This is a genomic window from Edwardsiella sp. A.80236 (assembly GCF_044540725.1).
Lineage (GTDB): Bacteria > Pseudomonadota > Gammaproteobacteria > Enterobacterales > Enterobacteriaceae > Edwardsiella > Edwardsiella tarda.
The window spans coordinates 20,774-39,831 of record NZ_JBIUCY010000005.1 but is presented as its reverse complement, the minus strand read 5'-3'; the positions used below and the strand labels follow the sequence as shown (position 1 = coordinate 39,831).

Sequence of the window (19,058 nt, the reverse complement as noted above, 5' to 3'; positions counted from 1 at the left end):
ACTGACATTCACGAGGTAACTATGGATCCGCATTCCCGCCAACGCACCCGCGTACTGACGCTGATCGGTACGGTCATTACCCAGTTTGCCCTCGGCTCGGTGTACACCTGGAGCCTGTTCAACGCCCAACTGTCGCAGCGCCTCGATGAGCCGGTGAGTCAGGTTGCCTTTACCTTTGGCCTGCTCAGCCTGTCGTTGGCGCTGGCCTCCTCCTTGGCGGGTAAGTTACAGGAGCGTTTCGGCGTGCGGCGCGTGACGCAGGGGGCGGGGATCGCCTTGGGAGTCGGCTTCTTCCTGACCGCGCACGCCCATAATCTGCTGATGCTCTACCTGTGCGCCGGGGTGATGGTCGGGCTGGCCGACGGCGCCGGTTACCTGATGACGCTCTCCAACTGTGTGAAATGGTTCCCGCAGCGCAAGGGGCTGGTCTCCGCCTGCGCCATCGGCGCCTATGGCCTGGGGAGTCTGGGCTTCAAGTTTATTAACGGTGTGCTGTTGAGCCACGTCGGCCTGGCGCAGGCCTTCGTCTACTGGGGCATCATCGCCATGGTGATGGTGTTGTGCGGCAGTCTGCTGATGCGCGACGCGCCGCAGCGCCAGGAGGCCAGCGCGCAGAGTGCCGAGGCGGGCAGCCGGGTCGACTTCACGCTGGCTCAGGCGATGCGCCTGCCGCAGTACTGGGTCTTGGCGCTGATCTTCCTCTCCGCCTGCATGAGCGGCTTGTATGTCATCGGGGTGGCGAAGGATATCGGCGAGCATATGGCACATCTCGCCAGCGGCATCGCCGCCGGGGCGGTCGCGGTGATCGCCGTCGCCAACCTGGCTGGGCGTCTGGTGTTGGGAGTGTTGTCGGACAAGATGGCGCGCATTCGGGTGATCTCGTTGGCGCAAGTGGTGACGCTGCTGGGGATGGCGCTGCTGCTGTTCGTACCGCTGAATGAGACGCTGTTTTACCTGGCGGTCGCCTGTATCGCCTTTAGCTTCGGTGGCACCATCACCGTCTATCCTTCGCTGGTCAGCGACTTCTTCGGCCTGAATAACCTGACCAAAAACTACGGCGTGATCTACCTGGGCTTCGGCGTCGGCAGCATCATCGGCTCGATCGTCGCGGCGCTGTTCGGCGGCTTTATGGCGACCTTCTATCTGATCTTCGCCCTGTTGCTGGTCACCCTGTGTTGCTCGTTGCGAGTCTCGCGTCCGCAGCAGGCGACGCTCCCTTCCGGGAATCTGGCGCTGGAGTCATAACGCCCTCGGCTTTTGCCGAAACGACAACGCCGCCCATTGGGCGGCGTTGCGCTATGGATGTATCGCCTTAGGCGGCCAGCAGGCTACGCACGAAGTCGATGATCGCCGCATCCTGGCCCTGTTCGAACAGGCACTGCTGGAAGCGAGCACCGCCGACGGCGGTCTTCAGCAGATCGCCATCGATGGCGCGCAGGGTGTCTAAGTAGTCATCCTTGATCACCGCGGCCTTGACCTGGTTGAGGATGGCGGCGTTGCGGACCTGTGGTTCGCGACGCTCTTGCGGATACCCTTGGCCACGCTCACCGGCGAAGGCCTTCTCGAAGATGTAGCGCAGGTTCAGCTCGGCGCCCCAGCCGAACCCCTTGGCGAACGGCAGGGAGAGGGCGTTGCCGTTGTTGATCTGGGCGAACAGGAAGGCGTCGGCCGGATCGATGCAGTAACCGCACACCACGCCCGGATGGGCGTTGAGGGAGAGCAGGGCGCCCTGGCCGGTGCCGCAGCCGGTGACCACAAAGTCGACCGCCTTGGCATTGAGCAGGATGCTGGCCATGATCCCCAGGTGAATGTAGGTCAGATGGTGATCCTGTTCGTCGCTCATGCCGACGTTATAGACCTGATGTCCGCCAGCCTGCGCGACGGCGTTAAGCTCCTGCAACACCACGGCGTTCTTGGTGGCCTGGCTGTTTTCCATCATTAGTGCAATTTTCACAACATATCCTTACATCGTAACCCAAGAGAAGGGCGGCGATCTCCGCCGGGGGAAGGCCCGCGGGGGCGGAAATCCATCCGCGTGTCTGGGGGTAGTCTACTGTCAGCGGTCTATCAATTCAATTAAATTGAAATTGTGTTTTATTATTTGCGATGTGGCACACAGCCTGCCCTCGCGGGTCAGGTGCGTGAAAAAAAAGCCGACGGAGGGGACGTGGACCGAGGAAGGTTGGCTGAGGAGCACCTCCTCATCCGCCGGCATCAAGGCCTACGGCCGAGACACGTCGACGCATACCGCGCCGGGTGACGTGCGGGCCGTGGGCAGGATGACACGGCGACGGCCCGCCGCGTCATCAATGGCGTGTGGGTGGGAGCTCCCACACGGTGAGGCGATCAGCGTCGCCCCGTGAGCGGGCGCCGGCGCGGCGTCATGAGGCCGACTTCAGCACCTTGACAGTATAGTGCCCGTCGGCCTGGCGATAGGCGCCATGGATGTCGGTCTCGAAGCCGGGATAGTGCGCGCCGATCTCACACAGCATCTGTAGGAACTCCAGCACCGGGCGACTCTCCTCCGTCAGCATCTCTCCCGGCATCACCAGCGGTACGCCCGGTGGGTAGGGGAGGATCATGTTGGCATTCACCCGGCCTATCATCTCGTCGAGCGCGATCTCTTCGGCCTGGCCGCGTAACTCCTGCTGGAAGGCGTCGTGCGGATTCAGTACCGGGGTCGGCAACACCGCGAAGGCGCGGTACATCAGATCCGGCAGGTTATGGTGTTGGATCAGGGCATGGATCCCTTGGGCCAACGCCTGGACGCGCATGTTTTCATAGAACTCGGGATCTTCGCGGTACAGCGACGGCAGCATGTTCTTGACGCGCAGGTTCAAGTCGTAGGCGCGCTTGAAGTCGGTCAGCGCCCGCAGCAGGCTGAGCGCCTTGGTCTTGTCGATGCCGATACTGAACAGGAACAACAGGTTATACGGCCCGGTCTTCTCGACGATGATGCCATGCTCGTCGAGATACTTGGCGACGATGGCGGCGGGAATGCCCTCGTCCGCCAGGGTACCATCGGCCTTCATCCCCGGCGTCAGCAGGGTGACCTTGATCGGGTCGAGGTACATGTGGTTGTCGTCGATCTCTTTGAAGCCGTGCCAGGTCGCGTTGGGTTCCAGCTTCCAGCAGGCGACGTCGTCGATGTTATCCGGCTGCCAGACATCGAAGAACCATCCGTCGGACTCGGCACGTAGCCGTTTGATCTCTTTACGGAAACGAATGGCGCGTTCGATGGAGCCTTGGATCAGTCGCTTGCCCGCCTGGCCCTTCATCATCGCGGCGGCGGTTTCGATGGAGGCCACGATGCCGTAGTGCGGCGACGTGGAGGTGTGCATCATGTAGGCTTCGTTGAAGGTCTCGGGATTGTAGTCCCCCTTCACATGGATCATGGATGCCTGAGAGAAGGCGGCCAGCAGCTTATGGGTCGACTGGGTCTCATAGATCACCTTGCCCTCGACCCGCTCGCCGCTCATGCCGCTCAGGCCCCGGTAGATCGGGCTAAAGTTGGTGTAGGGTACCCAGGCGGAGTCGAAGTGGATGGATTTTACCTCCAGGGTCCGCTTGATATATTCCGCGTTATAGAACAGGCCATCGTAGGTGGAGTTGGTCACCACGGCGTGCACCGGCCAGGTAGCGTGCGGGGTGTTCTTCACCCGTTCGGCGATGGTGTCGTGGGCGAACTCACTCTTCGGAATACCACCCAGGATACCGTAGGCGTTACGGGTCGGACGCAGATAAATCGGGGTCACGTCGCTCATCATCATCAGGTGGGTCAGCGACTTGTGGCAGTTGCGGTCGATCAGGATGGTGCTACCGGCCGGTGCGGCATACATGCCGACGATCTTATTGGCGGTGGAGGTGCCGTTGGTCACCATGTAGCTGCGATCGGCGTTGAAGGTGCGGGCGATGTACTCTTCGGCCTCCTTATGGGGCCCGGAGTGGTCCAGCAGCGAACCCAGCTCGGAGACGGAGATGGAGATGTCGGACTTCATGGTGTTGGCGCCGAAAAAGTCATAAAACAGGCTGCCGACCGGACTCTTCTGGAAGGCGGTGCCGCCCATGTGGCCGGGCGTACAGAAGGTATATTTGCCCTCTTGCACGTAGTGAAACAGCGCCTTGGTCAGCGGAGGCAGGATGGCGTCGATGTACTGGTCGGTGCCCTGGCGGATCTTGGCGGCGATATCGGCCGCCGCACCCAGCGCGTACTCGAAGAAGCGAATATTCATGCGCAGATCACCCAGGCTAACGTCCAGGGTGGAGTGGGTGTTGGCGAAGGCATACAGCGGCAGCAGCTCGTTGAGTGCGCTGATCTGGGTGCACAGATCCAGGCTGTAACTGTCCCAATCAAACACCACCCCGGCCAGTTGGGCGTTGTTACGCACCAGATCCAGCAGATCGTCGACCGAGGTGCTTTCCACGATGTTGAAACCCCGCTGGCGCAGTTGCGCATACAACTCGTCCAGCGGGATGCGCTTGAAGGTCGGCGCCGGGTTACACAAAAATAGGATGTCTTTCATTGAACCGTCTCCATGTTAAACATGTTGGATCTTGTCTTTCGGGCAGGTGTTGTTGTCCCGCACGAACAAGCCGTAGCAGCTCCAACCGGCGAAGGTGACCAGTGATCCCATCAGCATGGCGTCGGAACCGGAGGAGTAGAGGGCGTAGAAGCTGTAGACCGTGCCGATGATGGCGGTGAACAGGATCATCACATGGGTCTTGTTGGCCATCTTGTAGAGCCGGTGCATCGGGATCAGCGCCGCCATCGACAGGATGTAGGGGATCAGGTTGGTGACCACCGCCAGGTTAACCAAGGAATTGAACTGATTATTCAGCGAGGGGCTGATGGTCATTAATGACAGGATGGTTTGCGCCACCCCCAGAATGATCATCCCGGCGATCGGCGCATCCTTGGCGGTGACTTTGGCGAAGATATGCGGGAAGTAGCCGATGTCGGAGGAGGATTTGAACACCTGGGCGACGGTGAACTGCCAGCCCAGCAGCGAGCCGATACAGGCGACGACCATCAGCGCCATGATGACCTTACCCACCGTCGGATCGAACATGTAGGAGAAGGCCAGACCGAACGGTGCGGTGGAGTTAGCCAGATCCATATTGGGGACGAAGCCGGCCATCACGTTGGTGGAGAGGATGTAGACGATGGCGCAGATCAGCGTGCCGCCGAACACGGCCACCGGGATGTTCTTCTCCGGGTTTTCCACGGCGTCAGAGTTGGCGCAGGCGGACTCCAGCCCCAGGAAGGCCCACAGGGTCATGGCGATGGAGGCGCCCAGACCGGAGGCAAAGGAGAGGTGATGCGGGTTCCAGGCCTGGATGTACATGTTCGGGCTAAACCAGAACCAGCCGAGAATGGAGATGCCGACCACCGGGATGATCACCCCCCAGACGGTGACGGAGCCGATGCGCCCGGTGATGCGCGCCCCGCCGAAGTTGGCCACGGTGGTCAGCCAGATGACGGCGATGGTGGCGATACAGGTCATGATCGGCGACGGATGCCAGTCGAACAGCACGGCGCCGTAGCCGACGGCGGAGATGGCGATGGCGATGTTGGCGATCACCAGGCTGATGGCATAGGTGAAGTTGGCCATAAAGTTACCAGACTTGCCGAAGGCGTACTCGGCGTAGCCCCCCATCCCGCCGGACTTGCGGCTGAACATCCCGCACTTGGCGAAGCCATAGGCCAGGCAGAGGCTGCCGAAGGCGGTGACCAGCCAGGAGAGGATCGACATGGTGCCGACGGAGGCGAGTTTGGTTGGCAGCATGATAATACCGGAGCCCATCATGTTCACCGCCGTCAGGATGGTGAGCTGTACTACGCCCATTTTATTACCGTTAGACGTACTCATAGTTTCTCTCTCGCAATGGGCGGGGAAACGCGCCGCACGTGATGACGCTGGTGGCGCGCTCCCCCGCGAGCCTTGTTCAATCGATGAGTTAATTTATTGATGTAAATTAATTATTCTTAATGACATAGCCGTAGGCACGGGTGCGGCCATCGGCATCCTGTTGGAGGTAGACCCCCTGCAGTTCCGGGGCGAAGCCGGGCAGCAGGTTGATGCCCTCTTCCAACGCCAGGAAGTAGCGCTGTACCGCGCCACCCCAGATCTCGCCCGGGACGACACACAACACCCCCGGCGGGTAGGGCAGCGCCCCTTCCGCCGCGATGCGCCCCTCGATCTGCGCCAGCGCCACCAGCTCGACCTCGCCGCGCACGAAGGCGATGTTGGCCTGTTGCGGGTTCATCGCCACACGAGGGAAGTGCGCCTTACGGAACATCTCCTTCTGCAACTGCTTCACGTCGTGGCTGACATACAGGTCATGCATCTCCTGGCACAGTTGGCGCAGGGTGTAGCCCCGGTAACGGGCTTCATGGGCCTGGTAGAGCGAAGGCAGGACCTCGGCCAGCGGGGCGTCTTGCTCCAGCAGGCGTTCGAAGCGGGCGATCTGCGCCACCAGGTGCTGCATCTTGGCCAGATCCTCCGCCGGGGTGAGCAGGAACAGGATCGAGTTAAGGTCGCACTTCTCCGGCACGATGCCGTTTTCTCGCAGGAAGTTGGCCAGGATGGTGGCCGGCACCCCAAAGGCCTGGTATTCGCCGCTCTTGGCGTCGATGCCGGGCGTGGTCAGCATCAGCTTGCAGGGATCGACGAAGTACTGGTGCGCGGCATAGCCGTCGAAGGCGTGCCAGCGCTCACCGGGGATGAAGTCGAAGAAGCGCAGATCGTTGGCCATCTCCTCGGTGTCGAACGATTCCCACGGGCGGCCATCGACCGTCTCCGGGACGAAGGGGCGGATATGGTGGCAGGTTTGCAGCAGCAGCTTGCGCGTCTCGATCCCGAGGCGTACGCACTCCATCCACATGCGTTTCCCGCTCTCCCCGGCATGCATGCGCGCGTTGACATCCAGGGCGGCGAACAGCGGGTAGAACGGGCTGGTGGAGGCGTGCATCATGAAGGCGTTATTCAGCCGTTTATGGTTGACGTAGCGCGCCTGTCCCTTGATGTGGCGGTCTTTCTTGTGGATCTGCGAGGTCTGGGAGAAGCCGGCCTGCTGCTTGTGGACCGACTGGGTGACCAGGATCCCCGGATCGTTCTCGTTCAGCTCCAGCAGCAGCGGCGAGCACTCTTTCATCATCGGAATAAACTGCTCGTAGCCGACCCAGGCGGAGTCGAACAGGATGTAGTCGCACAGGTGACCTATCTTGTCGACCACCTGGCGGGCGTTGTAGATGGTGCCGTCGTAGGTGCCGAGCTGGATCACCGCCAGGCGGAACGGCCGCCGCTCGCCAGCCCGCTCCGGTGCCACTTCACGCACCAGGTCGCGCAGGTATTTCTCGTCAAAGCAGTGTGCGTCGATGCCCCCAATAAAACCGAACGGGTTGCGTGCGGTCTCCAGGTAGACCGGCGTGGCGCCGGCCTGAATCAATGCGCCGTGGTGGTTAGATTTATGATTATTACGGTCGAACAGCACCAGATCACCAGGCGTTAATAGGGCGTTGAGTACCACCTTGTTGGAGGAGGAGGTGCCGTTGAGCACGAAGTAGGTTTTGTCGGCATTGAACACCTGGGCGGCGTGTTGCTGAGCGGCGCAAGGCGCCCCCTCATGGATCAGCAGATCGCCCATCGAGACGTCGGCGTTACACAGGTCGGAGCGGAATAGCGTCTCCCCGAAGTAGTCGAAGAATTGGCGACCGCTGGGATGGCGGCGGAAGAACTGGCCGCCTTGGTGCCCCGGGCAGTCGAAGGCGGCGTTGCCCTGTTGAACATAAGCCTTGAGGCTGCCGAAAAAGGGCGGCAACAGGGCGGCCTCATATTTCTGCGCGGCACTTTCCAATTGTTTGCCATAGAAATCTTGGTTGCCATCGTCGCAGGTAAATACCCCGGCGAGGCGTGGCAAATAATCGGCGGGTAGGCTCTCATCGTTGTGTAGCGCGGCGAAGACCGGCAAGCCGAAGGCACTCTGTTCGATCTTGTCTAACTCACCGGCGAGGATATCGGCGACGGAGAGGACCACTGCCGCGACCTCGCAGAGGTCACTATTATTTAGCGCTACAATCGGACGCTCGCTATTAATGCTCGGCTTAATGCCGTCACTCACTGCTATTGTTAACTTTTCCATTTGGTACATCTCGCTAGATTATTTCAGGCAAACGAAGTTCGTCGAATTTATTAGGGATAAATTCGTTGAAGTTTTTCATTTTTCCTAGGCAACGCTAAGCGCAGTAACGGATCGCAAAGACCGTACTGTAACGGGGAAATAGCGTTGTCGAATGGCTTACGCCATCATGCAGCATAGCTGCGCTGTGGGGTGTCTGAAATCAGTTTGATCTCGGCCATAAACAGGGTAGAGCTGCGTATGAATGCGGCCTAATCGGCTATTGAGATCAATGGGATGACACGCCGCACTGCGCGGCTGCCGAGTGGGGGGAGTTATCGGGCGTTGAACAGATGAAAATCGAAGCAGCTACGGTGAGCCATCATCATAATGTGGGTCACGCGTCGGATATGCGGCCAGTTTTTGTTGTTGTTTTCCATTGTCGACTCTCTCGCTATGAGATAAATAAAGCAAACCTAAACGCGGATGAGATGGTCGTATGGTACTCGGATCATCTTGGACTGCATCGATAGTGTAAGTCGTCGCCCTGACGATACTGTGATTTTCATCACTATTGATGAAATTGATTTATTAACTCATGTTTATCATTAAATTTAATTGGCAATTGTTTCATGTTATTACTTTTTCGTTTATTCAGGCGATGAGCATCACGGATAATTATATTTCAATAATGAATGTGGCCCTGTTGAATAATAGTTAAATTTACTCCCAAGGCGTAATGTTATTCATTATTGATGATTTCTCATGGTGAAATCATTGTATTGTAACTATCACTGAATGGGCGCGAGTAGAAATGGCAGCAAAATACCCAATAGCATTATCGGGTGATGGCACACTGGCGTTATGCGTGTAGGGTAGAGACATTTTGTGCGTTATGGCGTCTGACTCCGCATCAGTCGCGGGTGTGAGACTTGGCGGAAGATAACGCTTAACTTGTCGAAATGTAGCGGGAAATGACGGTGATCGCAGAAAAATAAATTACGGTTCTTAATCCGTCGTAAAAAGACATATCCATAGGTTTTATATTGTTTTTTGCAAAAATTTAGCTACGCTTTTTTTACAACATCACCTGACGGCGTAGGCCCGCGCAGAGGGGATGGTTGCCGTCTCGCCGTGCCCTGCATGCACGGAGCGGCCTTATCCTTTGCCGCGGGGGGAATGCCGTTGGCCGATTAAACGCGCCCGGTGTCCCCGCCGGTGCGGCAAGGAGAAGAGACGTGCGTTATGAATAATGAGGATACTTTTTACCAAGCCATGCGCCGTCAAGGAGTGACACGGCGTAGTTTTCTCAAGTATTGCAGTCTGGCCGCCACATCGCTGGGGCTGGGAGCCGGGATGGCACCGAAGATTGCTTGGGCATTGGAGAATAAACCCCGTATCCCGGTGGTGTGGATCCATGGTCTAGAGTGCACCTGCTGTACCGAATCGTTCATTCGCTCCTCACACCCACTGGCGAAAGATGTCATCCTTTCGCTCATTTCCCTCGATTACGACGATACCCTGATGGCGGCGGCCGGTACCCAGGCCGAGGCGGTCTTCGAAGACATCATCACCCGTTATAACGGCAAATACATTCTGGCGGTGGAGGGTAACCCGCCGCTGGGCGAGCAGGGGATGTTCTGCATCAGCAGCGGCCGACCCTTCATCGAAAAACTGAAGCGCGCCGCCGCTGGTGCCAGCGCCATCATCGCCTGGGGTACCTGCGCCTCCTGGGGTTGCGTACAGGCCGCGCGTCCCAATCCGACTCAAGCCACCCCCATCGATAAGGTTATCACCGACAAGCCGATCATCAAGGTACCGGGTTGCCCGCCGATCCCCGATGTGATGAGCGCCATCATCACCTATATGGTGACCTTCGACCGCCTGCCGGAGGTCGATCGCATGGGCCGTCCGCTGATGTTCTATGGCCAGCGTATCCACGATAAATGCTACCGCCGTGCCCACTTCGACGCCGGTGAGTTCGTACAGAGCTGGGACGATGACGCCGCGCGTAAGGGCTACTGCCTGTATAAGATGGGGTGTAAGGGACCGACCACCTATAACGCCTGCTCCTCCACCCGTTGGAACGACGGGGTCTCCTTCCCGATCCAGTCGGGTCACGGCTGCCTAGGCTGCTCCGAGAACGGCTTCTGGGATCGCGGCTCCTTCTACAGCCGTGTGGTCGACATTCCGCAGATGGGGACCCACTCTACCGCCGATACTGTCGGCCTGACCGCGTTGGGTGTGGTCGCCGCCGGGGTAGGGGTACATGCGGTGGCCAGCGCCGTCAACCAGCGTAAACGCCATAACCAACAACTAAAACAGGCAGAACAACAGCCGGGCAATGAGGATAAACAGGCATGAGTTACCAGTATCAAACCCAAGGATATACCTTAAGCGATGCCGGCCGTCGTCTGGTGGTGGACCCGATCACGCGTATCGAAGGACATATGCGCTGTGAAGTGAACATCAACGATCAGAACATTATCACCAACGCCGTCTCCTGCGGCACCATGTTCCGAGGCTTGGAGATCATCCTACAGGGGCGCGACCCGCGCGATGCCTGGGCCTTCGTGGAGCGTATCTGTGGGGTATGCACCGGGGTGCACGCCCTGGCCTCGGTCTACGCCATCGAAGATGCCATCGGTATCAAGGTGCCGGATAACGCCAACATCATCCGTAACATCATGCTGGCCACCCTGTGGTGCCACGACCACCTGGTGCACTTCTATCAGTTGGCCGGGATGGACTGGATCGATGTGCTGGATGCTCTGAAGGCCGATCCACGCGCCACCTCGCAGCTGGCACAGAGTCTCTCCTCCTGGCCGATGTCCTCGCCGGGTTACTTCTTCGACGTGCAAAATCGTCTGAAGAAGTTCGTCGAAGGCGGCCAGCTGGGTATCTTCCGCAACGGCTACTGGGGTCACCCGCAGTACAAGCTGTCGCCGGAGGCCAACCTGATGGGCTTCGCGCACTATCTGGAGGCGCTCGACTTCCAGCGTGAGATCGTCAAGATCCATACGGTGTTCGGCGGTAAGAACCCGCACCCGAACTGGATCGTCGGCGGCATGCCGTGTGCGATCAACATCGATCAGAGTGGCGCGGTCGGGGCGGTCAACATGGAGCGTCTCAACCTGGTGCAGTCGATCATTACGCGCACCGCCGACTTTATCAATAACGTGATGATCCCGGACGCCCTGGCCATCGGCCTGTTTAACAAGCCGTGGAGCCAGATCGGTACCGGCCTGTCCGATAAGTGCGTGCTGAGTTATGGTGCCTTCCCGGATATTGCCAACGACTTCAGCCAGAAGAGCCTGCTGTTGCCGGGCGGTGCGGTGATCAACGGTGACTTCGCCAACGTGCTGCCGGTGGATCTGGCCGATCCGCAGCAGGTGCAGGAGTTCGTCGACCACTCTTGGTACCGTTATCCCAACGAGCAGCAGGGGCGTCATCCGTTCGATGGCATCACCGATCCGTGGTACAACCCGGGCAACGTCAAGGGGAGCGCCACCGATATCCAGCAGCTCGACGAGCAGGCGCAGTACTCTTGGATCAAGGCGCCGCGTTGGCGCGGTCATCCGATGGAGGTCGGCCCGCTGGCGCGTACCCTGATCGCCTACCACAAGGGCGACGCGGCGACCGTCGAGTCGGTGGATCGCATGATGTCTGCGTTGAAGCTGCCGCTGTCCGGCATCCAATCCACCTTGGGGCGTATTCTGTGTCGTGCGCACGAGGCGCAATGGGCCGCTGGCAAGCTGCAATACTTCTTCGACAAGTTGATGACCAACCTGAAGAACGGCAACCTGGCTACCGCCAATACCGAGAAATGGGAACCGGCCACCTGGCCGCAACACTGCCGTGGCATCGGCTTTACCGAGGCGCCGCGCGGGGCCTTGGGTCACTGGGCGTCGATCCGTGATCAGAAGATCGAGCTGTATCAGTGCGTGGTACCGACCACCTGGAACGCCAGTCCGCGTGATCCTAAAGGGCAGATCGGCGCCTATGAGGCGGCGCTGATGGGCACCCAGATGGCGATCCCCGATCAGCCGTTGGAGATCCTGCGCACCCTGCACAGCTTCGACCCCTGCCTGGCCTGTTCCACCCACGTGCTCGGCGACGACGGCAGTGAACTGATCTCTGTCCAGGTTCGTTAAGGGCTAAGGAGAAGAGCGATGAGTGAAAAGACATCCCCACGCGCCGAGGAGGCGCGTGATGATGCCGTCAGTCATTATGTGTTCGAGGCGCCGGTGCGCCTCTGGCATTGGCTGACGGTTGGCTGCATGTTGGTACTGATGGTGACCGGTTATTTCATCGGCCGTCCGTTACCGTCGGTCAGCGGGGAGGCCACCTATCTGTTCTACATGGGCTATATCCGTCTGGTTCATTTCAGCGCAGGGATGCTGTTCACCGTGTTGTTGCTGGGGCGCATCTACTGGGCCTTCGTCGGTAACCACTACTCGCGTGAACTGTTCGTGGTGCCGGTCTGGCGTCGCAGTTGGTGGCAGGGGGTATGGTACGAGGTGCGTTGGTATCTGTTCCTGGAGAAGCGTCCGAGCGGCGACATCGGCCATAATCCGGTGGCGCAGGCGGCGATGTTTGGCTACTTCCTGATGTCGGTGTTTATGATCCTTACCGGCTTGGCGCTGTTTAGCGAGCATAGTCAGTACGCCATCTTCGCCCCGTTCCACTATGTGATCGAGTTCTTCTACTGGACCGGGGGCAACTCCATCGACATTCACAGTTGGCACCGTCTCGGCATGTGGCTGATCGGCGCCTTTATCATCGGCCATGTGTATATGGCTATCCGCGAGGACATCATGTCTAACGACACGGTGATCTCGACGATGATCAACGGATTCCGCAGCCATAAGTTTGGCAAAGGCAAACGCGACAAGGAGGCGTCATGAGTGAGCAGCGCGTGGTGGTGATGGGGCTGGGTAACCTGCTGTGGGCCGATGAAGGCTTCGGCGTACGGGTGGCCGAGCGGTTGTATGCCCATTATCACTGGCCGGAGACGGTGGAGATTGTCGACGGCGGTACCCAGGGGCTCAACCTGCTGGGCTATGTCGAGAGCGCCAGCCACCTGTTGATCCTCGATGCCATCGACTATGGTCTGGCGCCAGGTACCCTGCGTACTTACGCCGGGGAGATGGTGCCGGCCTACCTCAGCGCCAAGAAGATGAGTCTGCATCAGAGCAGCTTCTCCGAGGTGTTGGCATTGGCGGATATTCGCGGCCACATGCCGTCTCATGTCGCGCTGGTCGGCTTGCAGCCGGCGTTGCTGGATGACTATGGCGGCAGCCTGACCGAGGTGGCGCGCGCCCAGTTGCCCGCGGCGGAGCAGGCGGCCCTGGCACAACTGGCCGCCTGGGGGATCGTCCCACAGCCGAGCGAGGAGGGGCGTTGCCTGAACTATGAATGTCTGTCGATGGAAAACTACGAGGGGGTACGCATTCGCCAGTATCGCATGACGTTGGAGGGGCAAGAGGAGTGTTAAACGACAACCCATTTTCCGCACTGTGGCAGCGCATGCTGACGCGCGGCTGGCAGCCGGTGGATGAGACGAATCTGGACGATTGGCTGGCGCAGGCGCCGGATTGCGTGGTGTTGCTGAGCTGCGATCCGCGTCGTACGCCGGAGGTGAGCGACAACCCGGTGATGATCGCCGAGCTATTGCGCGAGTTTCCGCATATCGACTGGCGGGTGGCGATGGCCGATCTGGCGCAGAGCGAGGCGATCGGCGATCGCTTCGGCGTGCGGCGTTTCCCGGCCACGCTGGTGTTTCTCAGTGGCGAGCTGCGCGGCGTGCTGAGTGGCATTCATCCCTGGGCCGATCTGATCGCCCTGATGCGTCCTTTGGTTGAAAGCCCCACCCCGCAGGAGTCAGAGTCATGAGTGAGACCTTTTTCCATCTGTTAGGGCCGGGAACCCAGCCGAACGATGAGAGCTTTAGCATGAACCCGTTGCCGATCACCTGTCAGGTGAACGGCGATCCGAGCATGGCGGCGCTGGAGCACTGTGCCCACAGCGCGGCGGTGATGACGCTGCTGAATCGACTGCTGGCGCAGTTGGCCCAGCGTATTCCGCCGTTAGGTGAGGTGCTGGCTTGGGATCTGACCACGCTGCAGGCGGAAGACATTCAGTTCCTCAACGCCCTGCTGGGCGAGGGCGAGGTCTCGGTGCGCATTCAGCATGCCGATGGCAGCGAAAGTGAGATCCAGGAGGCGATCTTCTGCGGCCTGTGGCGGGTACGATGCCTGCGGGATGGCGAGGTGTTGGCGGATCGACTGGAGGCGGGCTGTGCGCCGTTGCCCTTGTGGCAGGCGGCAAACGCCGACACGCTACCCAACGATTCGTTACTGCCGCCCCCCATCGACGGGCTGATGAATGGCCTGCCGTTAGCCCATGAGCTGTTAGCCCATGTGCGCGATCCGGCGGGGCAGCCCCACAGCATCAACCTCACCCAGTTGCCGCTGAGCGAGGCCGACCGTCTGTTCCTGGCACGCCTGTGCGGGCAGGGGCGGATCCAGATCCGCACCTTCGGTTATGGTGAGAGCCGCATCGACTCGACGGGATTACGCCATGTCTGGCATCTGCGTTGCTTGGATACCCTGAAGGGTACGCTGCTCGATAGCTATGAGGTGTGCGTGTTGCCGGAGCTGGTCTTGGCGGCGCCTGAGGATCTGGCCGATTCGGCTCAGCGCCTGGGCGATGTGTGCCGCTGGCTTGAGGAGAGCGCCGATGTTTGAGCGCGGCTATGGCCATGCCATCCCGGACGAGGCGCGTCTGGAGTGTAACCTGTGTTGGTGGGTATACGATCCGGCATTGGGCGACGCCATCGGCCAGATCCCGGCGGGCACGCCCTTTAATGCCCTGCCGGAGCAGTGGCGTTGCCCACAGTGCGATGCCGATAAGCAACACTTCTTGTTACTGGAGTGAGGCGGGGTGTTACTCCCCGTTCGCGATGACTACGCCGCCTTCTGGGCGGCGTAGTCATATTGCGGGCGGTGAGTGATTATCCTGGAAAAAAATAAGGTTTTTGGGCTTTTGTGTAGCGTGATTGGCCGATAACGACATTCTTGGACGGCGGGAGAGAGATTGACGATCTACTATTACTAGGCAATTCCCTCTCTCTTATCGCCTACAGGAGTCCGCATGTGGGATGTCATTGACTTATCGCGCTGGCAGTTCGCACTGACCGCGCTGTATCACTTTCTTTTTGTACCGCTTACCCTGGGATTGATTTTTTTGCTGGCCGTCATGGAGACCATCTACGTGGTGACTGGCAAAGCGATCTACCGCGATATGACGCGTTTCTGGGGTAAACTGTTCGGCATTAACTTCGCGCTCGGGGTCGCGACCGGCCTGACCATGGAGTTTCAGTTCGGGACCAACTGGTCGTTCTACTCTAACTATGTGGGCGACATTTTCGGTGCCCCCTTGGCGATGGAAGCCTTGATGGCTTTCTTCCTCGAATCGACCTTCGTCGGCCTGTTCTTCTTCGGTTGGCAACGTCTGACTAAGTATCAGCATCTGCTGGTGACCTGGTTGGTCGCTTTCGGCTCCAACATCTCCGCGTTGTGGATCTTGAATGCCAACGGTTGGATGCAGTACCCGACCGGGGCGCACTTCGACATCGATACCCTGCGTATGGAGATGACCAGCTTCAGCGAGTTGGTCTTTAACCCGGTCAGCCAGGTGAAATTCGTGCATACCGTGATGTCCGGCTATGTAGCGGGGGCGATGTTTATCATGGCCATCAGCGCCTGGTATCTGCTGCGTGGTCGTGAGCGTGACGTGGCGCTGCGCTCCTTCGCCATCGGCTCGGTGTTTGGCACCCTGGCGATCATCGGTACGCTGCAGTTGGGCGACAGTTCAGCCTATGAAGTTGCCAAGGTTCAACCGGTCAAGCTGGCGGCGATGGAAGGGGAGTGGCAGACCGAACCGGCCCCGGCCCCGTTCCATCTGGTGGCTTGGCCGGAGCAAGAGCAGGAGCGTAACGCCTTCGCCATCAAGGTGCCGGCGCTACTCGGCCTGTTGGCGACCCACTCGCTGGATACGCCGGTTCCTGGGTTGAAAAACCTGATGGCCGACGCGTTGCCGCGTCTGCAACGTGGGCGCGAAGCTTGGCTGCTGATGCAGCAAATCTCGCAGGGCGATCGCTCGCCGCAAACCCTGGCCGCCTTCCGCGCGGTAGAGCCTGATCTGGGTTATGGCATGCTGCTGACCCGTTATGCTCCGGATATGAATAATGTCACCCCGGCGCAGTATCAGGCGGCCCAACGCGGCGCCATCCCACAGGTGGCACCGGTGTTCTGGAGCTTCCGCATCATGGTGGCCTGTGGTTCGTTGCTGCTGCTGGTGATGGTGATCGCTCTGGTACAGACCCTACGTCGGCGTATCGATCAGAAACGTTGGGTGTTGCGTATGGTGTGTTATAGCCTGCCGCTACCCTGGCTCGCCATCGAGGCCGGTTGGTTTATGACCGAGTTTGGCCGCCAGCCCTGGGCTATCCAGGATATTCTGCCGACCTATTCCGCCCATTCTGCGCTGACCACCGGTCAGTTAGCCTTCTCAATGGGGCTGATCCTGGGGCTTTACACCCTGTTCTTAATCGCCGAGGTCTACCTGATGCAGAAGTATGCGCGTCTTGGGCCGAGTGCGATGCAGAGTGAACAACCGGCGCAGCAATAGGGGTAAAGGAGACTGTCATGTTTGATTATGAAACGTTGCGCTTCATTTGGTGGCTGCTGATCGGGGTGATCCTGGTGGCCTTCATGGTGACCGACGGGTTCGATATGGGGGTGGGTTGCCTGCTGCCGCTGGTGGCGCGTAACGACGACGAGCGCCGGGTGCTGATCAACAGCGTCGGCGCGCACTGGGAAGGGAACCAGGTATGGTTGATCCTGGCGGGCGGCGCGTTGTTTGCCGCCTGGCCGCGGGTGTATGCCGCCGCCTTCTCCGGCTTCTATGTGGCGATGATCTTGGTGCTGTGCGCCCTGTTCTTCCGCCCGCTGGCCTTCGACTATCGCGGTAAGATCGCCGATGCGCGTTGGCGCACCCTGTGGGACATTGGGCTGGTGATCGGTAGCCTGGTGCCCCCGGTGGTCTTCGGCGTGGCGTTCGGTAACCTGCTCCTCGGGGTTCCCTTCGCCTTTACCCCGCAACTGCGCGTCGAATACTTCGGCACCTTCTGGCAGCTGTTGTCACCCTTCGCCTTACTGTGTGGCCTGTTAAGCCTGTGTATGGTGATCATGCAGGGCGGCGTTTGGCTCCAGCTGAAGACCGATGGCGTGATCCGCCAGCGGGCGCAGTCGGCCACCAACCGCAGCGCGTTGTTGGTGGTGCTGTGCTTCGTGCTGGCCGGTTACTGGATGTGGGTCGGCATCGATGGCTACGTGCTGCTCAGCCAGGATGCGAATGGCCCCTCCAATCCGTTGCTGAAGGCGGTGGCGGTGCTGCCTGGCGCCTGGATGGGGAATTTCTTCCATTCACCGTGGTTGCTGATCTTCCCGGCGCTCGCGGTGCTGTGCCCGCTGCTGACGCTACTCGCCAGCGCACGGGCGCGCGCCGGTTGGGCGTTCCTGCTGGCCTCCTTGGCGCAGGCCGGGGTGGTCTTCACCGCCGGGGTCACGCTATTCCCGTTTGTGATGCCTTCCAGCATCAATCCGATCTCGAGCCTGACCCTATGGGATAGTACCTCCAGCCAGATGACGCTGAGCATCATGCTGGTGATCGTGCTGGTCTTCTTGCCGATTGTGTTGCTCTACACCCTGTGGAGCTATTACAAGATGTTGGGGCGGATCACGCCGGAGACCATCCGCCGTCACGATCATGAACTGTATTGAGGAGGGGAAGCGATGTGGTATTTATTGTGGTTTGTCGGCATCTTGCTGATGTGTTCGCTGTCTACCCTGATCCTGGTATGGCTTGAGCCGCGGCTGAAATAGCCTGAGTTAGCCGGGGGCGGGCCGATGCCGCCCCCGACGCCGTCACTGTTACCGTCCCACCCGGCGTCGTCCGACGCCTTTTTTATTCTCGTCTATAATATAATCATCATAACCACCAGATATTATTATCGAGTGATAAAATTTCTACGTGTTAATTTTTATCGAGTGACGTAATGCGTAATAAGCCCCTATCCCGGGTCTACCGCACGCTCAATCATGAAATTCACTATATGATGAGCTTTATTGGCGGCTGCCTGGAAATCGTCAGTTTTATGTATTTATACAAGGCCTTAATCGGCTATATGACCTCTAACATGATCTTCGGCATTGCGGCGTTGGCCAATGGGGGGATGGACTTTGAGTCGGTCTACCATATTTCCATCATCCTGATCTGGATGGTGCTGGCGGCGCTGCATCAGCTGCTCGTCAACCGCTATCACTCCCGCCTGCACAGTCCGTGGCACGGCTATGCCATCGCCATGAGCATCAACTGCCTGCTGCTGCTGGTGTTTATGCTGCTGGGGGCGGCGATGAGTCGCTATGGGCTGCTGGGGGCTAAGCCGACGCCGGTGGTGATGCCGCTGGTGACCATCGGGCTGATCTTTATGTATATCCAGAACTTTGTGATTAAGCACGGGGGAACCCGTCAGCCGACGGCGACCTCGGTGGTGACCACGGTGTACGTGCTGATGATGAGCCGTCTGTTTAGCGTGTTCGATCGCCAGCGTAATCGGCGCGAGCGGGTACGCCTGTACCATGAGAGCCTGCATTACCTGATGGTGATCGCGCACTTCTTTGTCGGAGCGCTGGTGACCGCGCTGCTGAGCCGACACATCGGTTTCTACAGCCTGAGCCTGGCGCTGCTGGCGCTGCTGCTGTTTACCCTGCGCATCTGGGTGGTGCATGGGCGCCACCGGGCGGCGCTGATCTAGTCTGGACGCAGAAAAAACGGCAGCCGCAGGCTGTAATGCCGATCAGTTAAGGATCGGT

At 59.4% G+C, this 19,058-nt stretch carries 17 protein-coding genes; 12 read left to right on the top strand and 5 right to left on the bottom strand.

Annotated features, from left to right (window positions below; genetic code table 11):
- Window positions 1–21 precede the first annotated feature (21 nt).
- Window positions 22–1,245 (top strand): MFS transporter, encoded by a 1,224-nt coding sequence (locus ACEQFP_RS06235; RefSeq protein WP_005290015.1) that lies wholly within the window; start codon window positions 22–24, stop codon window positions 1,243–1,245.
- A gap of 67 nt (window positions 1,246–1,312) precedes the next feature.
- On the opposite strand, the gene ACEQFP_RS06230 is transcribed toward ACEQFP_RS06235, so the two are convergent.
- The 5 genes from ACEQFP_RS06230 to speFL form a co-directional block, all read right to left on the bottom strand.
- Entirely contained in the window at window positions 1,313–1,954 is a 642-nt protein-coding gene (locus tag ACEQFP_RS06230) for an RpiB/LacA/LacB family sugar-phosphate isomerase (RefSeq protein ID WP_068872210.1), read from the bottom strand.
- Between the two features lie 427 nt (window positions 1,955–2,381).
- The gene (gene cadA, locus ACEQFP_RS06225; RefSeq protein ID WP_047059123.1) at window positions 2,382–4,523 is read right to left on the bottom strand and encodes a lysine decarboxylase; all 2,142 of its coding nucleotides are present in this window, start codon (window positions 4,521–4,523) and stop codon (window positions 2,382–2,384) included.
- Between the two features lie 15 nt (window positions 4,524–4,538).
- Window positions 4,539–5,870 carry a putrescine-ornithine antiporter gene (gene potE, locus ACEQFP_RS06220; protein WP_370547196.1) on the bottom strand — a complete coding sequence of 444 codons (1,332 nt, stop codon included), beginning with the start codon at window positions 5,868–5,870 and terminating at the stop codon, window positions 4,539–4,541.
- Window positions 5,871–5,976: 106 nt separating this feature from the next.
- On the bottom strand, window positions 5,977–8,142 hold the full coding sequence (gene speF, locus ACEQFP_RS06215; RefSeq protein ID WP_109728498.1) for an ornithine decarboxylase SpeF: 2,166 nt from the start codon (window positions 8,140–8,142) through the stop codon (window positions 5,977–5,979).
- 311 nt (window positions 8,143–8,453) lie between these two features.
- On the bottom strand, window positions 8,454–8,558 hold the full coding sequence (speFL, locus tag ACEQFP_RS06210; protein ID WP_109579372.1) for a leader peptide SpeFL: 105 nt from the start codon (window positions 8,556–8,558) through the stop codon (window positions 8,454–8,456).
- A gap of 805 nt (window positions 8,559–9,363) precedes the next feature.
- Here speFL and hyaA point away from each other — a divergent pair.
- From hyaA to ACEQFP_RS06155, 11 genes are all read left to right on the top strand, one after another.
- Entirely contained in the window at window positions 9,364–10,482 is a 1,119-nt protein-coding gene (gene hyaA / locus ACEQFP_RS06205; RefSeq protein WP_005282286.1) for a hydrogenase 1 small subunit, read from the top strand.
- Window positions 10,479–12,272, top strand: a complete 1,794-nt coding sequence (hyaB, locus tag ACEQFP_RS06200; protein ID WP_005282283.1) for a Ni/Fe-hydrogenase large subunit — start codon at window positions 10,479–10,481, stop codon at window positions 12,270–12,272. The genes hyaA and hyaB overlap by 4 nt, the downstream gene beginning before the upstream one ends.
- An 18-nt stretch (window positions 12,273–12,290) precedes the next feature.
- Complete coding sequence (gene hyaC, locus ACEQFP_RS06195) at window positions 12,291–13,025, top strand: Ni/Fe-hydrogenase b-type cytochrome subunit (RefSeq protein ID WP_005282280.1); 735 nt, start codon at window positions 12,291–12,293, stop codon at window positions 13,023–13,025.
- On the top strand, window positions 13,022–13,615 hold the full coding sequence (hyaD, locus tag ACEQFP_RS06190) for a hydrogenase 1 maturation protease (RefSeq protein ID WP_035600273.1): 594 nt from the start codon (window positions 13,022–13,024) through the stop codon (window positions 13,613–13,615). Before hyaC ends, hyaD begins: the two co-directional genes overlap by 4 nt.
- Complete coding sequence (hyaE, locus tag ACEQFP_RS06185; RefSeq protein WP_005297516.1) at window positions 13,609–14,013, top strand: hydrogenase-1 operon protein HyaE; 405 nt, start codon at window positions 13,609–13,611, stop codon at window positions 14,011–14,013. Before hyaD ends, hyaE begins: the two co-directional genes overlap by 7 nt.
- Window positions 14,010–14,867 (top strand): hydrogenase expression/formation protein, encoded by an 858-nt coding sequence (locus ACEQFP_RS06180; protein WP_005282274.1) that lies wholly within the window; start codon window positions 14,010–14,012, stop codon window positions 14,865–14,867. The genes hyaE and ACEQFP_RS06180 overlap by 4 nt, the downstream gene beginning before the upstream one ends.
- Window positions 14,860–15,057, top strand: coding sequence for a rubredoxin (locus ACEQFP_RS06175; protein WP_005282271.1), 198 nt, complete (start codon window positions 14,860–14,862; stop codon window positions 15,055–15,057). Before ACEQFP_RS06180 ends, ACEQFP_RS06175 begins: the two co-directional genes overlap by 8 nt.
- 216 nt (window positions 15,058–15,273) lie before the next feature.
- Complete coding sequence (appC, locus tag ACEQFP_RS06170) at window positions 15,274–16,812, top strand: cytochrome bd-II oxidase subunit 1 (protein WP_005282268.1); 1,539 nt, start codon at window positions 15,274–15,276, stop codon at window positions 16,810–16,812.
- Window positions 16,813–16,829: 17 nt separating this feature from the next.
- Window positions 16,830–17,966 carry a cytochrome d ubiquinol oxidase subunit II gene (gene appB, locus ACEQFP_RS06165; protein WP_005282265.1) on the top strand — a complete coding sequence of 379 codons (1,137 nt, stop codon included), beginning with the start codon at window positions 16,830–16,832 and terminating at the stop codon, window positions 17,964–17,966.
- 12 nt (window positions 17,967–17,978) lie between these two features.
- Window positions 17,979–18,068 carry a cytochrome bd-II oxidase subunit CbdX gene (gene cbdX, locus ACEQFP_RS06160; RefSeq protein WP_015462307.1) on the top strand — a complete coding sequence of 30 codons (90 nt, stop codon included), beginning with the start codon at window positions 17,979–17,981 and terminating at the stop codon, window positions 18,066–18,068.
- A 173-nt stretch (window positions 18,069–18,241) separates the two neighbouring features.
- Window positions 18,242–19,000 (top strand): DUF1275 family protein, encoded by a 759-nt coding sequence (locus ACEQFP_RS06155; protein ID WP_370547197.1) that lies wholly within the window; start codon window positions 18,242–18,244, stop codon window positions 18,998–19,000.
- Window positions 19,001–19,058 lie beyond the last annotated feature (58 nt).

Excerpts from the sequence above, each read along its gene's own strand:
- speF (WP_109728498.1), bottom strand. The coding sequence starts at position 8,142 with ATGGAAAAGTTAACAATAGCAGTGAGTGACGGCATTAAGCCGAGCATT.
- appC (WP_005282268.1), top strand. The coding sequence starts at position 15,274 with ATGTGGGATGTCATTGACTTATCGCGCTGGCAGTTCGCACTGACCGCG.
- hyaC (WP_005282280.1), top strand. The coding sequence starts at position 12,291 with ATGAGTGAAAAGACATCCCCACGCGCCGAGGAGGCGCGTGATGATGCC.
- appB (WP_005282265.1), top strand. The coding sequence starts at position 16,830 with ATGTTTGATTATGAAACGTTGCGCTTCATTTGGTGGCTGCTGATCGGG.
- cadA (WP_047059123.1), bottom strand. The coding sequence starts at position 4,523 with ATGAAAGACATCCTATTTTTGTGTAACCCGGCGCCGACCTTCAAGCGC.
- ACEQFP_RS06175 (WP_005282271.1), top strand. The coding sequence starts at position 14,860 with ATGTTTGAGCGCGGCTATGGCCATGCCATCCCGGACGAGGCGCGTCTG.
- ACEQFP_RS06155 (WP_370547197.1), top strand. The coding sequence starts at position 18,242 with ATGCGTAATAAGCCCCTATCCCGGGTCTACCGCACGCTCAATCATGAA.
- speFL (WP_109579372.1), bottom strand. The coding sequence starts at position 8,558 with ATGGAAAACAACAACAAAAACTGGCCGCATATCCGACGCGTGACCCAC.
- ACEQFP_RS06235 (WP_005290015.1), top strand. The coding sequence starts at position 22 with ATGGATCCGCATTCCCGCCAACGCACCCGCGTACTGACGCTGATCGGT.
- ACEQFP_RS06180 (WP_005282274.1), top strand. The coding sequence starts at position 14,010 with ATGAGTGAGACCTTTTTCCATCTGTTAGGGCCGGGAACCCAGCCGAAC.
- cbdX (WP_015462307.1), top strand. The coding sequence starts at position 17,979 with ATGTGGTATTTATTGTGGTTTGTCGGCATCTTGCTGATGTGTTCGCTG.
- hyaA (WP_005282286.1), top strand. The coding sequence starts at position 9,364 with ATGAATAATGAGGATACTTTTTACCAAGCCATGCGCCGTCAAGGAGTG.
- hyaB (WP_005282283.1), top strand. The coding sequence starts at position 10,479 with ATGAGTTACCAGTATCAAACCCAAGGATATACCTTAAGCGATGCCGGC.
- hyaD (WP_035600273.1), top strand. The coding sequence starts at position 13,022 with ATGAGTGAGCAGCGCGTGGTGGTGATGGGGCTGGGTAACCTGCTGTGG.
- potE (WP_370547196.1), bottom strand. The coding sequence starts at position 5,870 with ATGAGTACGTCTAACGGTAATAAAATGGGCGTAGTACAGCTCACCATC.